The 14,171-nt window shown below is 76.7% G+C and carries 11 protein-coding genes; 5 read left to right on the top strand and 6 right to left on the bottom strand.

Going from position 1 to position 14,171, the window contains the following annotated elements; genetic code table 11:
• The first annotated feature begins 61 nt into the window (after positions 1 to 61).
• The 4 genes from BM339_RS03515 to BM339_RS03500 all read left to right on the top strand — a co-directional run bounded on the left by BM339_RS03515 (position 62) and on the right by BM339_RS03500 (position 4,920).
• The gene (locus BM339_RS03515) at positions 62 to 1,018 is read left to right on the top strand and encodes an oxamate carbamoyltransferase subunit AllH family protein (RefSeq protein WP_075019861.1); all 957 of its coding nucleotides are present in this window, start codon (positions 62 to 64) and stop codon (positions 1,016 to 1,018) included.
• A 103-nt stretch (positions 1,019 to 1,121) separates the two neighbouring features.
• A complete protein-coding gene (locus tag BM339_RS03510) occupies positions 1,122 to 2,579 on the top strand; it encodes an FdrA family protein (RefSeq protein ID WP_075019860.1) in 1,458 nt (485 codons plus the stop codon).
• Complete coding sequence (locus BM339_RS03505) at positions 2,576 to 3,985, top strand: YlbE family protein (protein WP_075019859.1); 1,410 nt, start codon at positions 2,576 to 2,578, stop codon at positions 3,983 to 3,985. The genes BM339_RS03510 and BM339_RS03505 overlap by 4 nt, the downstream gene beginning before the upstream one ends.
• Before the next feature lie 29 nt (positions 3,986 to 4,014).
• Positions 4,015 to 4,920, top strand: coding sequence for an aldose 1-epimerase family protein (locus BM339_RS03500; protein WP_075019858.1), 906 nt, complete (start codon positions 4,015 to 4,017; stop codon positions 4,918 to 4,920).
• On the opposite strand, the gene BM339_RS03495 is transcribed toward BM339_RS03500, so the two are convergent.
• From BM339_RS03495 to BM339_RS49570, 3 genes are all read right to left on the bottom strand, one after another.
• Entirely contained in the window at positions 4,908 to 8,855 is a 3,948-nt protein-coding gene (locus BM339_RS03495) for a CHAT domain-containing protein (RefSeq protein ID WP_143118266.1), read from the bottom strand. The two genes, BM339_RS03500 and BM339_RS03495, sit on opposite strands and share 13 nt — an antisense overlap.
• A 73-nt stretch (positions 8,856 to 8,928) precedes the next feature.
• Entirely contained in the window at positions 8,929 to 9,684 is a 756-nt protein-coding gene (locus tag BM339_RS03490; RefSeq protein WP_021596093.1) for a DUF6338 family protein, read from the bottom strand.
• Positions 9,677 to 9,844 carry a hypothetical protein gene (locus BM339_RS49570; RefSeq protein ID WP_021596094.1) on the bottom strand — a complete coding sequence of 56 codons (168 nt, stop codon included), beginning with the start codon at positions 9,842 to 9,844 and terminating at the stop codon, positions 9,677 to 9,679. The genes BM339_RS03490 and BM339_RS49570 overlap by 8 nt, the downstream gene beginning before the upstream one ends.
• 236 nt (positions 9,845 to 10,080) lie before the next feature.
• Between BM339_RS49570 and BM339_RS03485 the strand changes: the two genes are divergently transcribed.
• A complete protein-coding gene (locus tag BM339_RS03485) occupies positions 10,081 to 11,301 on the top strand; it encodes a DUF6986 family protein (RefSeq protein WP_021596095.1) in 1,221 nt (406 codons plus the stop codon).
• Positions 11,302 to 11,331: 30 nt separating this feature from the next.
• On the opposite strand, the gene BM339_RS03480 is transcribed toward BM339_RS03485, so the two are convergent.
• Genes BM339_RS03480 through BM339_RS03470 form a run of 3 tightly spaced genes read right to left on the bottom strand, consistent with a single transcriptional unit; the run spans position 11,332 to position 14,167 of the window.
• Positions 11,332 to 11,937, bottom strand: coding sequence for a nucleotidyltransferase family protein (locus BM339_RS03480; RefSeq protein ID WP_021596096.1), 606 nt, complete (start codon positions 11,935 to 11,937; stop codon positions 11,332 to 11,334).
• An 18-nt stretch (positions 11,938 to 11,955) separates the two neighbouring features.
• Positions 11,956 to 13,080: an XdhC family protein gene (locus BM339_RS03475; protein ID WP_021596097.1), complete on the bottom strand. Its 1,125-nt coding sequence runs from the start codon at positions 13,078 to 13,080 to the stop codon at positions 11,956 to 11,958.
• A complete protein-coding gene (locus BM339_RS03470) occupies positions 13,073 to 14,167 on the bottom strand; it encodes a vWA domain-containing protein (protein WP_083597305.1) in 1,095 nt (364 codons plus the stop codon). The genes BM339_RS03475 and BM339_RS03470 overlap by 8 nt, the downstream gene beginning before the upstream one ends.
• Positions 14,168 to 14,171 lie beyond the last annotated feature (4 nt).

Genomic DNA, 14,171 nt, shown 5'->3' with positions numbered 1-14,171 from the left:
GTCGCGGAGGCCGGGCCGCCCGCGCGCCGGGCGGCCGCCGACACCGGCCTCGGGAGGATCAGTGACCGCACTCGTCCGCGACCCGGTCCGGCTCGCGGCCCGGCCGGGCCGGCGCCCGCCCACCGCGGGCGCCGCGAGCCTCGCGCTGCGGCCGCTGCTGGACCCGCCGCGCCGCGCGGCCCGCGTCATCGCCGTCTTCCCGGCGGCGCTGTACCTGGAGATGCGGGGCGGGCCCGAGCCGCGCGTGCTCGCCGTCGTCACCTCCGACGCCGGCCGGCTGCCGAACGCGGTGGTGATCGTCGCCACCCGCCGCGACCATCCGTTCCGGTCCGTCCGCGAGGGCGGGGACGCGTTCGTCGGGGACGGCCGGGTGGAGGCGGACGGCCTGAACGTGCGGATCCGCCGCTGGTGGGACCCGTCGCCGGCGCTCGGCGCGATGCAGCCGGCGGCGCTGGCGCGCGGGGTGCGGGCGCTGGAGGGGGAGCTGGCCGCCGCGGGGGCGCTCACCGCCGCGGGGACGGCGGGCGGTGGGCTCGCGGGGCATCCCGATCCGGCGGCGCTGGCCGAGGCCTGCGCGGCGGGCGACCTGGCGGGCGCGGTCGAGGCGGCGGAGCGGATCGTGGGGCTCGGCCCCGGGCTGACGCCGAGCGGCGACGACATCCTGTGCGGGCTGCTGGTCGCGCTGCGGCTGGTCGGCGACGCGGTCCGGCACGGCGGGACGGCGGTGCGGCTGGCCGACTGGCTCGGCGCCGCCGTCACCGCGGACGCGGGCACCCGCACGACGGCGCTGGCGGCGACGCTGCTGCACTGCGCGGCGGGGGGCGACGCGGGCGCGGAGGTGACGGCGGTCCTGCGCTGCGTCGCGGGCCACGAGCCGGCGTCCGCGGCCGTCCGCCGCCTGCTCGCGGTGGGGCACACGTCGGGCGCCGACCTGGCGCACGGCGTCCTCACGGGTTGCCGCGCCGTTCTCGCGCTCACGGCCCCGGCTGCCCGTCGTGGTTCAAGGGTCACAGCATGAGCGCAGCGAACCGGGGGGTGTGGGGGGTCGTCCCCCCACCAGAAACACGCATGAGCGCAGCGAACCCGGGGGTGTGGGGGGTCGTCCCCCACAGGAGGTGCGTGTGAACGAATCGGTCGAGGTGCGGCGGGGGCGCTACCACGATTCGGTCACGCTCATGCGGGTGAGCCGGCTGCTGTCGGAGCGGCCGGGGGTCGCGGCGGCGATGGTGGCGATGGGCACCGGGCTGAACCGCGAGATGTTCGGCCGGATGGGGTTCGAGGTGCCGGGCGAGACCGGGCCGGACGACCTGGTGGTGGCGATCCGGGTCGAGGACGGCGGTCTGGACGAGGCGCGGGAGGCGCTGGACGGGCTGCTGCGCGAGGCGGCGCGCCCGCCGTCCGGGGGCGGGGTGCTCGGGGCGCCGGAGCCGGCCCGGACGACGGGGTCGGCGGCGGCCCGGACGGAGGCGACGGTGGCGCTGCTGTCGGTGCCGGGGCCGCAGGTGTTCCCGGAGGCGATGGACGCGCTGGACGCCGGCCTCAACGTGATGATCTTCAGTGACAACGTGCCGCTCGCCCAGGAGATCACGCTGAAGGAGGCGGCGGCGCGGCGCGGGCTGATCGTGATGGGCCCGGACTGCGGGACGGCGGTGATCGGCGGCGCGGGCCTGGGGTTCGCGAACGCGGTGCGGCCGGGGCCGGTGGGCGTGGTCGCGGCGTCCGGGACGGGCGCGCAGCAGCTGATGTGCCTGCTGGACGCGGCGGGAGCCGGCGTGAGCCACGTGCTGGGCGTCGGCGGGCGGGACCTGTCGCCGGAGGTGAGCGGCCGGTCGGCGCTGGCCGCGCTGGCGGCGCTGGACGCCGACCCGGGCACCGAGCTGATCGTGCTGGTGTCCAAGCCGCCGGCGCCGCAGGTGCTGGACCTGATCCGGGAGGCGGCGCGGCGGCTGGACACGCCGGTGCTGTTCGCGCTGCCGGTGCCCGGCGAGAACGACCTGACGCGGGCGGCCGAGGAGGTCCTCGCGGCGCTCGGCCGGGCCGTGCCGGAGTGGCCGCGCTGGACGTCGTCGCGGCGCCCGGCGCGGGCGCGCGGGCGGGCGCTGCGCGGGCTGTTCGCGGGCGGGACGCTGCGCGACGAGGCGGAGATGATCGCGCGGGACCTGCTGGGGTGGGAGCAGCTGGAGGCGCGCGGCCACCGGTTCGCCGACTTCGGCGACGACGCCTACACGCGGGGCCGCGCGCACCCGATGATCGACCCGACGCTGCGGCTGGAGGCGCTGCGGGGCGAGGCCGCCGACCCGGCGTGCGGCGTGCTGCTCCTGGACGTGGTGCTCGGGCACGGCGCCGAGCCCGACCCGGCCGCGCTGCTCGCCCCGGCGGTCGCCGAGGCGGTGAAGGAGCGTCCGGACCTCGCGGTCGTGGTGTCGCTGTGCGGGACGCCGGCGGACCCGCAGGGCCGCGACGGGCAGGCCGCCGCCCTGCGCGACGCGGGCGCCGACGTGTTCGCGTCGAACGCCCAGGCGACCCGGCACGCCTTGGCGAAGGTGGACGGGCAGGCGGCGGAAGGGGCGTCCGGATGAACGAGCGGCACCGGCTGGGCGGGCTGCTGACCCGCGATCCGCGGGTGGTGACGGCGGGGGTGGAGATCCTCGCGGACGCGCTCGCGGAGCAGGCCGTGCCGGTGGAGGCGGTCGACTGGCGGCCGCCGCCGGCCGGGACGGAGGCCGCGCTCGCCGCGGTCCTCGGGGCGCCCGGGCACGCCGAGGCCAACGCGCGCGCCGTCGGGCGGATGGTGACGGCGCGCCCGCACCTGGTGGACGTCCGCCCGGCGAGCGAGGTGCTCGGCCTGGAGAAGGGGACGTTCCTGCACGCGGGCCCGCCGCTGGACTGGGACCGGGCGTCCGGGCCGATGCGCGGCGCGCTCGTCGGCGCGATGCTCCTCGAAGGGCTCGCCGAGACGCCGCTCGGCGCGCGGCGGGAGCTGGAGCGCGGCGCGGCCGCGTTCGAGCCGTGCCACCACCACGCCGCGGTGGGGCCGATGGCGGGGGTCGTCAGCCCGTCCATGTGGATGTTCGTGGTCGAGGACGCCGAGCACGGCGGGACGGCGTACTGCTCGCTCAACGAGGGGCTCGGGAAGGTCCTGCGGTACGGGGCGTACGGCCCGGAGGTGATCGAGCGGCTGACGTGGATGGGCGAGGTGCTCGGCCCGGCGCTGCGGTCGGCCGTCCGGCGGCACGGGCCGCTGGACCTGATCTCCCTCATCGCGCAGGCCCTGCAGATGGGCGACGAGCTGCACAACCGGAACCGGGCGGCGACGTCGCTGCTGCTGCGCGCGCTGGCGCCCGCGCTCACGGCGGCCGAGGACGTGCCCCGCGACCGGGCCGCCGAGGTGCTGCGGTTCGCGGCGGGCAACGACCACTTCTTCCTGAACGCGGGGATGGCGGCGGCGAAGGCGTGCGCGGACGCGGCCCGCGACGTCCCCGGGTCCAGCCTGGTCGTGGCGATGGCCCGCAACGGCACCGACTTCGGCGTCCAGGTGTCGGGGACGGGCGACCGCTGGTTCACCGGACCGGCCGGCGTGCCGGACGGCCTGTACCTCGGCGGCTACGGCCCGGACGACGCCAACCCCGACATCGGCGACTCGGCGATCACCGAGACGGCCGGGATGGGCGGCTTCGCGCTCGCCGCGGCGCCGGCGATCGTCCGGTTCGTCGGCGGCGAGGTGCCGGACGCGGTCGCCGCCACCCAGCGGATGTACGAGATCACCCTCGCCGAGCATCCGGCGCTGCAGATCCCGCTGCTGTCGTTCCGCGGCACTCCCGCCGGGGTGGACGTCACCCGCGTCGTGCGCACCGGGATCCTGCCCGTCATCGACACCGGCATCGCGGGGAGGGAGGCCGGGACGGGCCAGGTCGGCGCGGGCCTCGTCGAGCCGCCGGCGGGCGTGTTCACCGACGCCCTGCACGCCCTCGCGGAGATCGCGTAGCCGCCCCGGCACGGGGTAGCGTCCGGGGCATGAGCGAGTCGATCACCGGGGAGCAGTACGCCCTCAGCGCCGGGCCCTACCAGGCCGTCATCACCGAGTCGGGCGCGAGCCTGCGCGAGCTGACGCACGAGGGGCGCCCGCTGGTGCTGTCGCACGGCGCCGACGAGCCGGCGCCGGCCGCGTTCGGGCACCTGCTGGTCCCCTGGCCGAACCGGATCGACCGCGGCCGCTACACCTACGGCGGGACCGAGCACCAGCTGGACCTGTCCGAACCGGCCCGCGACAACGCGATCCACGGCCTCGCCCGCTGGGCGCCGTGGACGGCCGCCGAGCACGCGCCGGACCGGGTGCGGCTCACCCACCGCCTCCTCGGCACGGCCGGCTACCCGTTCCGCCTCGATCTGGAGGCCGAGTACGCCCTGGACGCCGCCGAGGGCCTCCGCGTCCGGATGACCGCCCGCAACACCGGGACGCGGACCGCCCCCTACGGCCACGGCGCCCACCCCTACCTCACGGTCGGCGAGCCGATCGACGCCTGCGCGGTCACGCTCGGCGCCGACCGGTACCAGCCAGTGGACGAGCGGATGATCCCGTCCGGGCCGTCCCTCGACGTCACCGGCACCCAGTACGACCTGCGCAAGGGGCCGGTGCTCAGCGACCGGCGGATCGACTCGGCGTTCACCGGGCTGAACCGGGACGGCGCCGGCCGCGTCTGGGTCACCCTGGCCGGAGCCGAACGGACTGTACGGCTGTGGGCGGACGAGGCGCACCCGTGGATGATGATCTTCACCGCCGACACCACCCCCGATCCCCGCCGGGGCCTCGGCGTCGAGCCGATGACGTGCCCGCCCAACGCCTTCGCCTCCGGCGAGGGCGTCGTGGACCTCGAACCCGGCGCCCGGTTCGACGGCACCTGGGGCATTCAAGCGTCCTGACGCTCCGGCTCGGGTTCGCGGACGCCGAGCGCCCCGTAGACGCGCGTCACCGCGGCCGGCGACAGCGCGGAGGTCTCCGGCCTGCCGGTGCGGAGGTAGGGGCTCTGGCTCTCGTCGATCAGTTCCCTGACGACCTCGGGCTGCCGGCCGTCCCACCCGGTGGCGGCGCGGGCGACGGCCGCCGCGGCGCCGCGCGACGCCAGCGCGGCGACGAGCAGATGCTCGATGCAGATGACGCGGTGGCGCGCGTCCGCGGCCGTCCCGGCGGCCGCGGACAGCAGGTCGAGAACGTCCGAGCCGACGTCGACCGTCCCGCCGGGGGCCGCCCGCCGCCACGGCCGCCGCGGCACCCGGCGCAGGAGGCGGGCGAGGAAGCAGAGGACCGTGAGCGTCCGGACGACCAGCCTCCGCACCAGCGGCAGGGCGTCCTCGAAACCGTAGGCGGCGAGTTCCAGGAGAACGTCCCACGCCGTGACCGACGGACGCCCCGCCGCTGCGGCCCCGGTGGCCGCTTCGTCCAGATCCCGAACGAGGTCGCGGTCGACTTCCGCGCGGCCGGCGGGCCGGGCCACGAGCCGCCCGGTGTCGCCGAACGCGCCCATCGCCATGTGGCCGGCCCAGTGGAGCGGCAGGCCGGACTCACCGCCGCTCTCCCGCCACCGGCCGAGCCGTCCGGTCTGGACCGTGCGCAGCGCGTCCACCAGGTCGTGGCCGGCGAGCAGATGCCTGGTGAGCACCCTGTCGATACCGCCTTCGTCCGGTGTCGGGTAGCCGGTCACGATCAGCCGGTCGGCGCCGGCCCACAGCATCGCGGGTCCGAGGACGAGCCACTCCCCCTCCGCGGCCTGGCGCAGGTCGGCGCTCTCGCACGCCAGGAGCAGCACCTGGCGGGGGATGCGCACGGCGGGGCCGTCGATGAGCCGGCCCGCGGTGAGGATCTCCGGCGTTCCCCGCCCCTCGATGGGCGGGCAGAGCAGGAGCCCTCCGCTGAGCGGCGTCCCGTTCCCCGGATGCGTGTGGCAGGCGAAGACCGCGCTCGACTCGGCCGGGACCTCCTCCAGCAGGCGCGCGAAACCGTCCACGTCGACGGCGCTCTTCTGCGACACCACCGTCGCGCCGGACGGCATCAGCCCGGCCAGGCTCGCCGCCTGGTCGAGCCTGGCGTCCGGGGCGGCGAACGCGCCGCCGGGGTCGAGCACGGCCAGCGCGACCGGCGCGGTGTCCGTACGCCGCTCCCGCCGGGCGATCGCGGCCAGCAGCGCGGCCGGCGGCGCGATCGCGAGCCGGCACCGCTCGACCAGCCGGAGGTCCCGGTCGTCGTCGGGAAGGGCGACGAGCGGCCACGGCACGCCGGCCAGCGCCTGCGCGGGCGCGATCGCCAGCCGGAGGTCGTCCGGCCCGGCCAGCTCCTCCCGCAGCCGGGGCGGCAGCAGCCGGCCGAGGCTGCGCGCCAGGTCCAGTTCGGCGTGCGGCGGGCCGCACAGCGGGCCGTCGAGCACCCGTGCCGCGCGCTGGGCGCCGGTCTCGCCGGAATGGGGCAGCGGCAGCGCGTCGTGGAGCCGGGCGAGCGCGCCGCCGAGGCCGGTGCCGGGCCCGCGGTCGAGGACGCCGCCGGTCACCGGGCCGTCGGGCGGGACCAGGGCCCAGAAGACGCGGTCGGCGGTCGACCAGGTGCTCCACCACCACGTCCCCGCGCCGAGCGCGGCCGCCGCGAGGTCCTCCAGGTCGTGGACGGGCGGCCGCTCGCCGGGCCGGTACCAGGACGCCGCCTCCAGCCGCGAGACACCGCGCATCCTGATGAACGGTGCCGGCGTGTCCGCGGCGCCCGCCGCGTCCTCGTGTTCCCCGGGACCGAGTTGCAGCCGCGCCGACTCGATCAGCTCGGCCAGCGTGTCCCAGTCCTGCCCGGCGGCGGCCTGGACCATGGCCCGGTCCATGGTGTCGCTGACGGCACGCCACCACAGCCGCCGCTCCTCCAGGTCGCGGACCCGGTGCCGGTTCCAGTGCAGCACGGCGAGCGCCTCGATCCTGTGGTCCAGGGCGCTCAACCGCTCTCCGGTCGCCTCATGGTGGTCCGCCAGCTCGTTGAGGAAGGCCGCGGCCTCCATCGGCCGGTTGGCCCGGAGCAGCAGCCGGGAGGTGTCCAGTTCGGAGTGCGGGACGATGTCGCCGAAGGACGGGGCCCGCGTGTCCATCTCGACGACCTGGATCAGGGCGATCGCGCGGAGCGACTCGAGGTTGAGGTCCCGCACCGGGTCGATGAGGCTGAACTCGCGGATCCGCCCGTCCTCCGCCTTCTCGATGAGGACGTACGCCGCCGCCGCGAGGTACCAGGCCAGCTTGGGGTCGGACGGCCGCTGCGCCTCGGCGACCAGCCGGAGCATGGTCGCGACGCCCGGCACGTCCGGACCGCGCACGGTCGCGGGCATCCGGCGCGCGATGGCCGCCGCCAGCTTGAGGGCCGGGGCCTCGCGGCAGAGCAGCCGCCCGTGCGCCAGGACCTGCTGGTCGTGCAGGACGCGCCAGGCCCCCGACCGCCCGCGTGGCGCCGGAGCCGCCTCCAGAGCGGACCGGGCCGCGGCGAGGTTCTCGAGCTCCAGCTCGGCGAGCCCGGTGACGAGGGCCTTGACGGGCGCCAGCTCCCCGCGGAGGCCGCGCACGGCCGCCTTGGCGTCGCCCGGCTGCGCGGCACCGAGCAGCGCCCAGCCGTGCAGTCCCGCGAGGACGGGGGGAAGCGGGGCGGGCGCCTCCGCCAGCAGCCGCACCGCGGTCACCGGCCGCCCGGCGCGCAGGGTCCGGCGGACGCGCCGCTCCAGCGCCCGCAGGCCGCCCGCTCCGCCGGGGATCCGCGGCACCGGGACGGGGCTCGCCGGGGGCCGCTCCGTCATGATGATCAGGACGCGGGCGAGCGTCCCCGCCGCCGCGGCCGCCGGGACCGGCCACAGCGGGCCGCCGAGGAGCGCCGCCACCGCCAAGGGCACGACCGCGAACCCGGACGACCGGCCCGCGATCAGCAGGACGGGCAGCGCGTACAGCGGCCAGAGGTCCGTCGCCTGCGCCGCGAGCACGGCCACCGGCACCGCCGCGACGACCGCCACGACCAGCCGGCGCCACGCGCGCCGCGTGGAGAACGTCTCCGGCACCGAGGCCAGGCAGGCGATCTCCAGCGGGATGGAGTCCGGTCTCTCGCCGAAGAAGCGGTGGCGGCGGGCCACCAGCGCCTCGGTGCCCGCGCCGACCGCCTGGAGCGCCACGAGCAGCACGAGGAACGTCGCCGCGGCCGCCGGCTCGCCCAGCAGGCATGCCAGCACGAGCCAGCAGCCCGGCAGAGGCCAGCGGGTGCGCAGCTGCAACGGGCCTACCGGGTCGACGAGGTACGGACGCGGTTCGCGGGAGTCCCTGGACGACAGCAGCGCCAGCGGAGCCAGGAGCCAGGCCGGTCCGCCGGTCGTCGCGAGCAGCACCCCCGCGGCACCGAAACGGAGCAGGAGGTGGACGCGCGTGCCGATCCGGAAGATCCGCTTCCCCCGCGAGATGCGGTAGATCCCCGGCAGCTCGTCCCCGTCCTCCTCGTCCTGGATCTCCCCTTCGAGGCGGAGCAGGTGCTGGTTCAGGATCTCCCCGGGATCCTCCAGTGTCCCCAGCCCGAACGCCGCCGCGATCTCCTGTACCGCGGCGCCGCCCAGGCCGGACGTCAGGGCCAGGGCGACCGCGAGATGGGAGATGCCCGTGTGCTCATGGCCGTAGACGCGGGCGGCCTCTCTCGCGACGGCGGTCACATGGGTGAGCTCGTACGGCGTGTAGGACGGTCCTGCCCGGCGCAGCGAGTCGACCTGCTCCGGCGGCAGCCGCGTCAGGACCCGCGTCCACTCGGTGGTGGCGATGACGTCGAGCGCCCGGATGATGCGGTCGCGCTCCCCCATCCGGATCGGCATGGAGTTCACGGCCGTGAGCAGCCGCAGCGCGGCCTCGTCCAGGGGCGGCAGCGAAGTGGGAACGGTTCCTCCTTTAGGAGCCCGTGGGAGCGGCCTGGGAGGCGGACCGGGCCCCGTCCTCGGCGGTCTGGGTCTCGTCCCCGTCGGTCCGGGACCCGTCCCCGGCGGGCCGGTCCGGCGGTGCGACGCGGCGCGGTTCGGGGAAGCTGACATGGATGGCGCCGATCATGGACCCGCGCAGCAGGACCCGCGCGGCGCGCGAGAGCGTGCGCTCGGCGTAGCCGGTGCCGCTCCAGGCGATCGGGCGCTGCAGGACCAGGTCCCGGCGGGCCGGGTCCTCGTCGATGGCGGCGTACCGCAGGTAGCCCTCGACCAGCCGCCCGTCGACCAGCTCGACGGCGAGGTAGGGGCGGCGGCCGGTGCGTGAGCGCGCGGTCACGGTGCGGGCGAACAGCGTCCCGGGCCTGATCTGGCCTACCCCGCTCCGGCTGAGCCGGCCCATGGCCACGCCGGCGGCGGCACAGGACAGCGCGCTCAGCGCCAGGGCCAGCGCGCCGGAGAGGACGGCGGCCCAGGCATGGGCGCGCAGTTCCCTTCCGCCGCCGAGCAGCATGTCGAGGGTCACCAGGCCCGGAACCGCCTGCGCCAGGCCAAGCACCACCAGGGACGCCGCGAACGACCCCAGCGCACCGGCGCAGAACAGCTCGACGATCTCCTCCGTCGCGGTGCGCTTCTCGGCGGGGACGCGGCGCCGGTACACCCGGTGGTAGGCGAATCCCGGGGCCAGGGCGACGATCAGGACGGCGAGGGCGATGGCGTTGCTAGGCATTTCCGGGCCTGTCCTGCGGAGGGGGCGCCTGCGTCACGGCCGGCGGGAGGAGCAGCTCGCCCGAGCCGTCCTCGTCGTCGAGCAGGGGCTCCTCCGCGTATGAGCGGAACCTCAGCTTCCGCTCGTTCTCGGGCTCGTCGTCGGGGATCTCGGGGACCAACGCGCGGCTCCTTCGCGTCGGCGGGGGGCGGGACGTTCCGTCCGAAGGGGCAGGCGCGCCGCCTTCAGGGGGAGCCGCGGCTTTAAGAAGCATCCCCGCTGGGCGACCGCCGTAGCGATCACGGACCGGATGTGGTCAGACCGGTTCCGCCCGCCGGGTCCGCGGGATGCGGCCGGGAGGGCGCAGTTTCGCCGAGCCGGTTCCCTCCCCCGCCGCACGTGAGGGATCATGTTCAGGTGAACCTCAGCGTCTCCTCGTACGACGATCTGTCCGCGCGCATCGCCGCCGTCCGCGACGCCCACGGCGAGCGCTTCCCCGGGGGCGCGGAAGGCCGCCAGCCGGTGCACACGGTGTACGTGCCGGCCGACCGGTTCTCCCGCTCGACGCCCGCCGACTTCGGCGCCGAGGCGCTGCGGCTGCTGAACACCCACACGCCGGGCGCCGGGTCGTTCGGCGCCGCGTTCGGGCTCGACCCCGAGCTCGCCGGGCCGGTCCGCGAGCGGGTCGCGGCGAAGCTCACCGCCGAGCCGGTCGAGGACGTGCGGATCGACTTCGAGGACGGCTACGGCGTGCGCGACGACACCGAGGAGGACGCGCACGTCGACCAGGTCGTCGAGGCCGTCGCCGCCGCGTACCAGGTGAAGGGCCTGCCGCACTACTGGGGGTTGCGGGTCAAGTCGTTCGCCGACGGCGGCCACGAGCGGGCGATGCGGACGCTGGACGGGTTCCTGACCGCGCTGCGCGACCGGCTCGGCCGGCTGCCGGGCGGGTTCACCATCACCTTCCCCAAGGTGATGTCGGTCGATCACGTCCGGCTGTTCGTGGAGTTCCTGGACCGGCTGGAGACCTCGCTCGGGCTCCCGCAGGGCATCCTGCGGTTCGAGATCCAGATCGAGACGCCGCAGGTGCTGCTCGACGACGAGGAGAACCGGGCCGGGCTCCAGTCGTTCGTCTCCGAGGCGAAGGGCCGGATCACCGCCGCCCACTTCGGCGTGTTCGACTACACCGCCGCGCTCGGGCTGCCGCCGCACGAGCAGCGGCTCGACCACCCGGCCTGCGACTTCGCCCGGCACATCATGCAGGTGTCGCTCGCGGGCACCGGCGTCCGGCTGTCGGACGGCTCGACGAACGTGATCCCCCGCAACGACGGACCGGACGAGGTCAACGCGACCTGGGCGGTGCACGCCGCGCACGTCCGGCACTCGCTCCGGCACGGCTTCTACCAGGGCTGGGACCTGCACCCCGCGCACCTGCCGAGCCGGTACGCGGCCGTGTACGCGTTCCACCTCGGCGGCGTCGACGACGTCATCGGGCGGGTCCGGGCCTGGCACGAGCAGGCGGCGGGGAACGCGAGCGGCGTCATGGACGAGCCCGCCACCATCAGGGCGCTCACCGCCCGCCTCCGCCGGGCGGTCGACTGCGGCGCGCTGGACGAGAGCGTCCTGCCCGCGTCCTGACCCGGTCCGCGCCCGCCCGCGGGCGGGCCGTCACCGGGGTTCGCGGCGGTCGAGGGCGGCGTCCATGGCGGCGAGGTCGCCGGGGGTGTCGATGTCGTCGGGTGCGGCGACGTCGTCGCACGCGACCGGCGTGACCAGCTCGGGATGGGCGCGCAGGTACCCGCGCGCCCCCTGGTCGCCGACCGCGGCCTCCGCGACGCCGGCGAAGTGCCCGGCGCCCAGCAGGACGGGGTTGCGCGGCGCGCCCCCGTAGGTGGCGACGGCGATCTCGGCGCCCTCCTCGTGCGCGGCGATCAGGCGCCGGACGGCGGCCGGGGTGACGAGCGGCTGGTCGACCAGCGCGACCACCACGGCGGGGCAGCCCGGCGGCAGCGCGGCGAGCCCGGCGCGCAGGGACGACCCCATGCCGTCCCGCCAGCCCGCGTTGGGGACGACCACGGCGCCGATGACCTCGATCTGCGCGGCCCCGGCCACCACCACGACCGGCGAGCAGCCGGCGTCCCGCAGCATCCGCACGCCCCGGTCGACCAGGCGCTCGCCGTGCAGCTCCAGCGTCGCCTTCGGACGCCCGAGGCGGCTGCCCTCCCCCGCCGCGAGCAGCAGGCCGGCCGGGTTCCCCTCACCGCGCAACGTCATCCGGCGAGGGTAGTGCGCTCAGGTCGCGTCGGCATGGATCCGGCCGCTGGTGTCGGTCAGCGGGCGGCCGGAACCGCCCCAGCGGAGCTGGACGAGCTCCGCCGCGATCGACACGGCCGTCTCCTCCGGCGTCCGGGCGCCGAGGTCGAGCCCGATCGGCGAGCGCAGCCGCCCGAGCTCGGCCTCGGACAGGCCCGCCTCGCGGAGCCGGGCCAGGCGGTCGTCATGGGTGCGGCGGGAGCCCATCGCGCCGACGTAGCCCGCGTCGGTGCGCAGGGCCACCTCCAGCAGCGGCACGTCGAACTTGGGGTCGTGGGTGAGGACGCAGATCGCCGTCCGCTCGTCGATGGCGGCGCGGGTCTCCTCCAGGAACTTGTGCGGCCACTTCACCACGACCTCGTCCGCCTCGGGGAACCGCTTCGGCGTCGCGAACACGGGCCGCGCGTCGCAGACCGTCACGTGGTACCCGAGGAACTTGCCGACCCGCGCGACCGCCGCCGCGAAGTCGATCGCGCCGAAGACCAGCAGGCGGGGCGGCGGGGCGAAGGAGTGCACGAACACGGTCAGGTCGTCCAGCCGGCGCTCGCCCTCGCGGCCGTAGTGGCGCTGCCCGGTGAGCCCCTGGGCGAGCATGCCGCGCGCGTCGTCGTCGACCGCGGCGTCCAGGCGGGCGGCGTACGGCTCGCCGGGCGCGAGCGACCCCGACGCCCGGTCGGTCCAGATGACGCGGCGGGCGCCGATCCGGCCCGGACCGGCGACGACGGTCGCGACCGCGACGGGCTCGTGCGCCTCGATCGCCGCGGCGACCTCCGCGAACTCGGGGAAGGTGGCGGGCCCGACCGGCTCCACCAGGACGTCCAGGATCCCGCCGCAGGTCAGGCCGACGGCGAAGGCGTCGTCGTCGCTGACCCCGTACCGCTGGACGACGGGCTCGCCGGTCTCCAGCACCGACTGCGCCAGGTCGTAGACGGCGCCCTCGACGCAGCCGCCGGACACGCTGCCCGCGACCTCCCCGCCCGGCGAGACGGCCATGGCGGCGCCCGGCGGGCGCGGCGCGCTGCGGAAGGTGTTCACGACGGTCGCGAGACCGAACGTCTCCCCGGACGCGTACCAGCCGGCGATGTCGTCTAGGACGTCACGCATGAAGCCTCCCCTTTCCGGAGCCCGCCACGAGGCGGGCCAGCTCCTCCAGCGCCGCGAGGCTGTGCCCGGACGTGAAGTCGTCGACGTGCGGGAGCGCCGCCGCCATGCCCGCCGTCAACGGCTCGTACCCGGGGCGCGCCTTGTGCGGGTTCGCCCACACGACCCGGTGCGCGAGCCGGTGCAGCCGCGCCATCTGCGCGCCGAGCAGCCCGGCGTCGCCGCGCTCCCAGCCGTCCGAGGCGATCACCACGATCGCGCCGCGGGCCAGGCCGCGCTGCCCGAACCGGTCGAGGAACTCCTTCAGCTCCTCGCCGAGGCGGGTGCCGCCGCTCCAGTCCGGGATGCTCGCGGACGCCGCCGCCATCGCCGCGTCCGGGTCGCGGTGCCGCAGCTCGCGGGTGAGGCGGGTCAGCCGCGTCCCGGCGCTGAAGACCTCCACGTCCCGCCCGCCGGAGCGGGCCGCGGCGTGCGCGAACCGCAGCAGCGCGTCCGCGTACGGGCTCATCGACCCGCTGACGTCGACGATCAGGACGACGCGCCGCGGGCGGGTGCGGTGGGCGCGGTGCCGCAGCAGCGACGTCTCGCCGCCGCGCCGCAGCGTCTCCCGGACGGTCCGGGCCGGGTCGAGGCGGCCGGTGGAGGCGGGCGCGAACCGCCGCGACCGGCGCCGCTCGGCGCCCGCGTCCAGCAGCGCGATGAGCCGCGCGACCTCGGCGCGCTCGACGGCGCTCAGCCGCCCCACGTCCCGGTCGCGGAGCACCTCGACCTCGCTGGCCGTCGCCGCCTTCAGCTCCCCGGCCTCGTCCTCGCCGCCCTGCGCGCCGGGGTCTGGCATCGTCATCCGGCGGACCACCACGGGGGGCGGCCTGCGCCCCGGCCGGACGGTCGCGCCGGAGAAGTACGCGGCGAAGCACCGGTCGTAGCGGGCGAGGTCGTCGGGGTCGGCGCACAGCGTCAGCCGCCCGGCCCAGTACACGTCGCGCGGGTCGAGGACGTCGAGGTGGTCGAGCGCCGCCAGCATCGCCTGGACGCGCTCGGGATCGGCGGTCCCGCCCGCCGCGCGCACCGTCCGGGCGAAGCCGACCATCGTC

The organism is Actinomadura madurae (assembly GCF_900115095.1).
Taxonomy (GTDB): domain Bacteria; phylum Actinomycetota; class Actinomycetes; order Streptosporangiales; family Streptosporangiaceae; genus Spirillospora; species Spirillospora madurae.
The sequence above is the reverse complement of the archived record's forward strand: the minus strand, read 5'-3'. Positions and strand labels throughout refer to the sequence as shown.

Bases quoted from the DNA above. Each gene is read 5' to 3' on its own strand.
- BM339_RS03505 (WP_075019859.1), top strand. From the start codon at position 2,576: ATGAACGAGCGGCACCGGCTGGGCGGGCTGCTGACCCGCGATCCGCGG.
- BM339_RS03500 (WP_075019858.1), top strand. From the start codon at position 4,015: ATGAGCGAGTCGATCACCGGGGAGCAGTACGCCCTCAGCGCCGGGCCC.
- BM339_RS03495 (WP_143118266.1), bottom strand. From the start codon at position 8,855: ATGCCGATCCGGATGGGGGAGCGCGACCGCATCATCCGGGCGCTCGAC.
- BM339_RS03490 (WP_021596093.1), bottom strand. From the start codon at position 9,684: ATGCCTAGCAACGCCATCGCCCTCGCCGTCCTGATCGTCGCCCTGGCC.
- BM339_RS03480 (WP_021596096.1), bottom strand. From the start codon at position 11,937: ATGACGTTGCGCGGTGAGGGGAACCCGGCCGGCCTGCTGCTCGCGGCG.
- BM339_RS03475 (WP_021596097.1), bottom strand. From the start codon at position 13,080: ATGCGTGACGTCCTAGACGACATCGCCGGCTGGTACGCGTCCGGGGAG.
- BM339_RS03470 (WP_083597305.1), bottom strand. From the start codon at position 14,167: ATGGTCGGCTTCGCCCGGACGGTGCGCGCGGCGGGCGGGACCGCCGAT.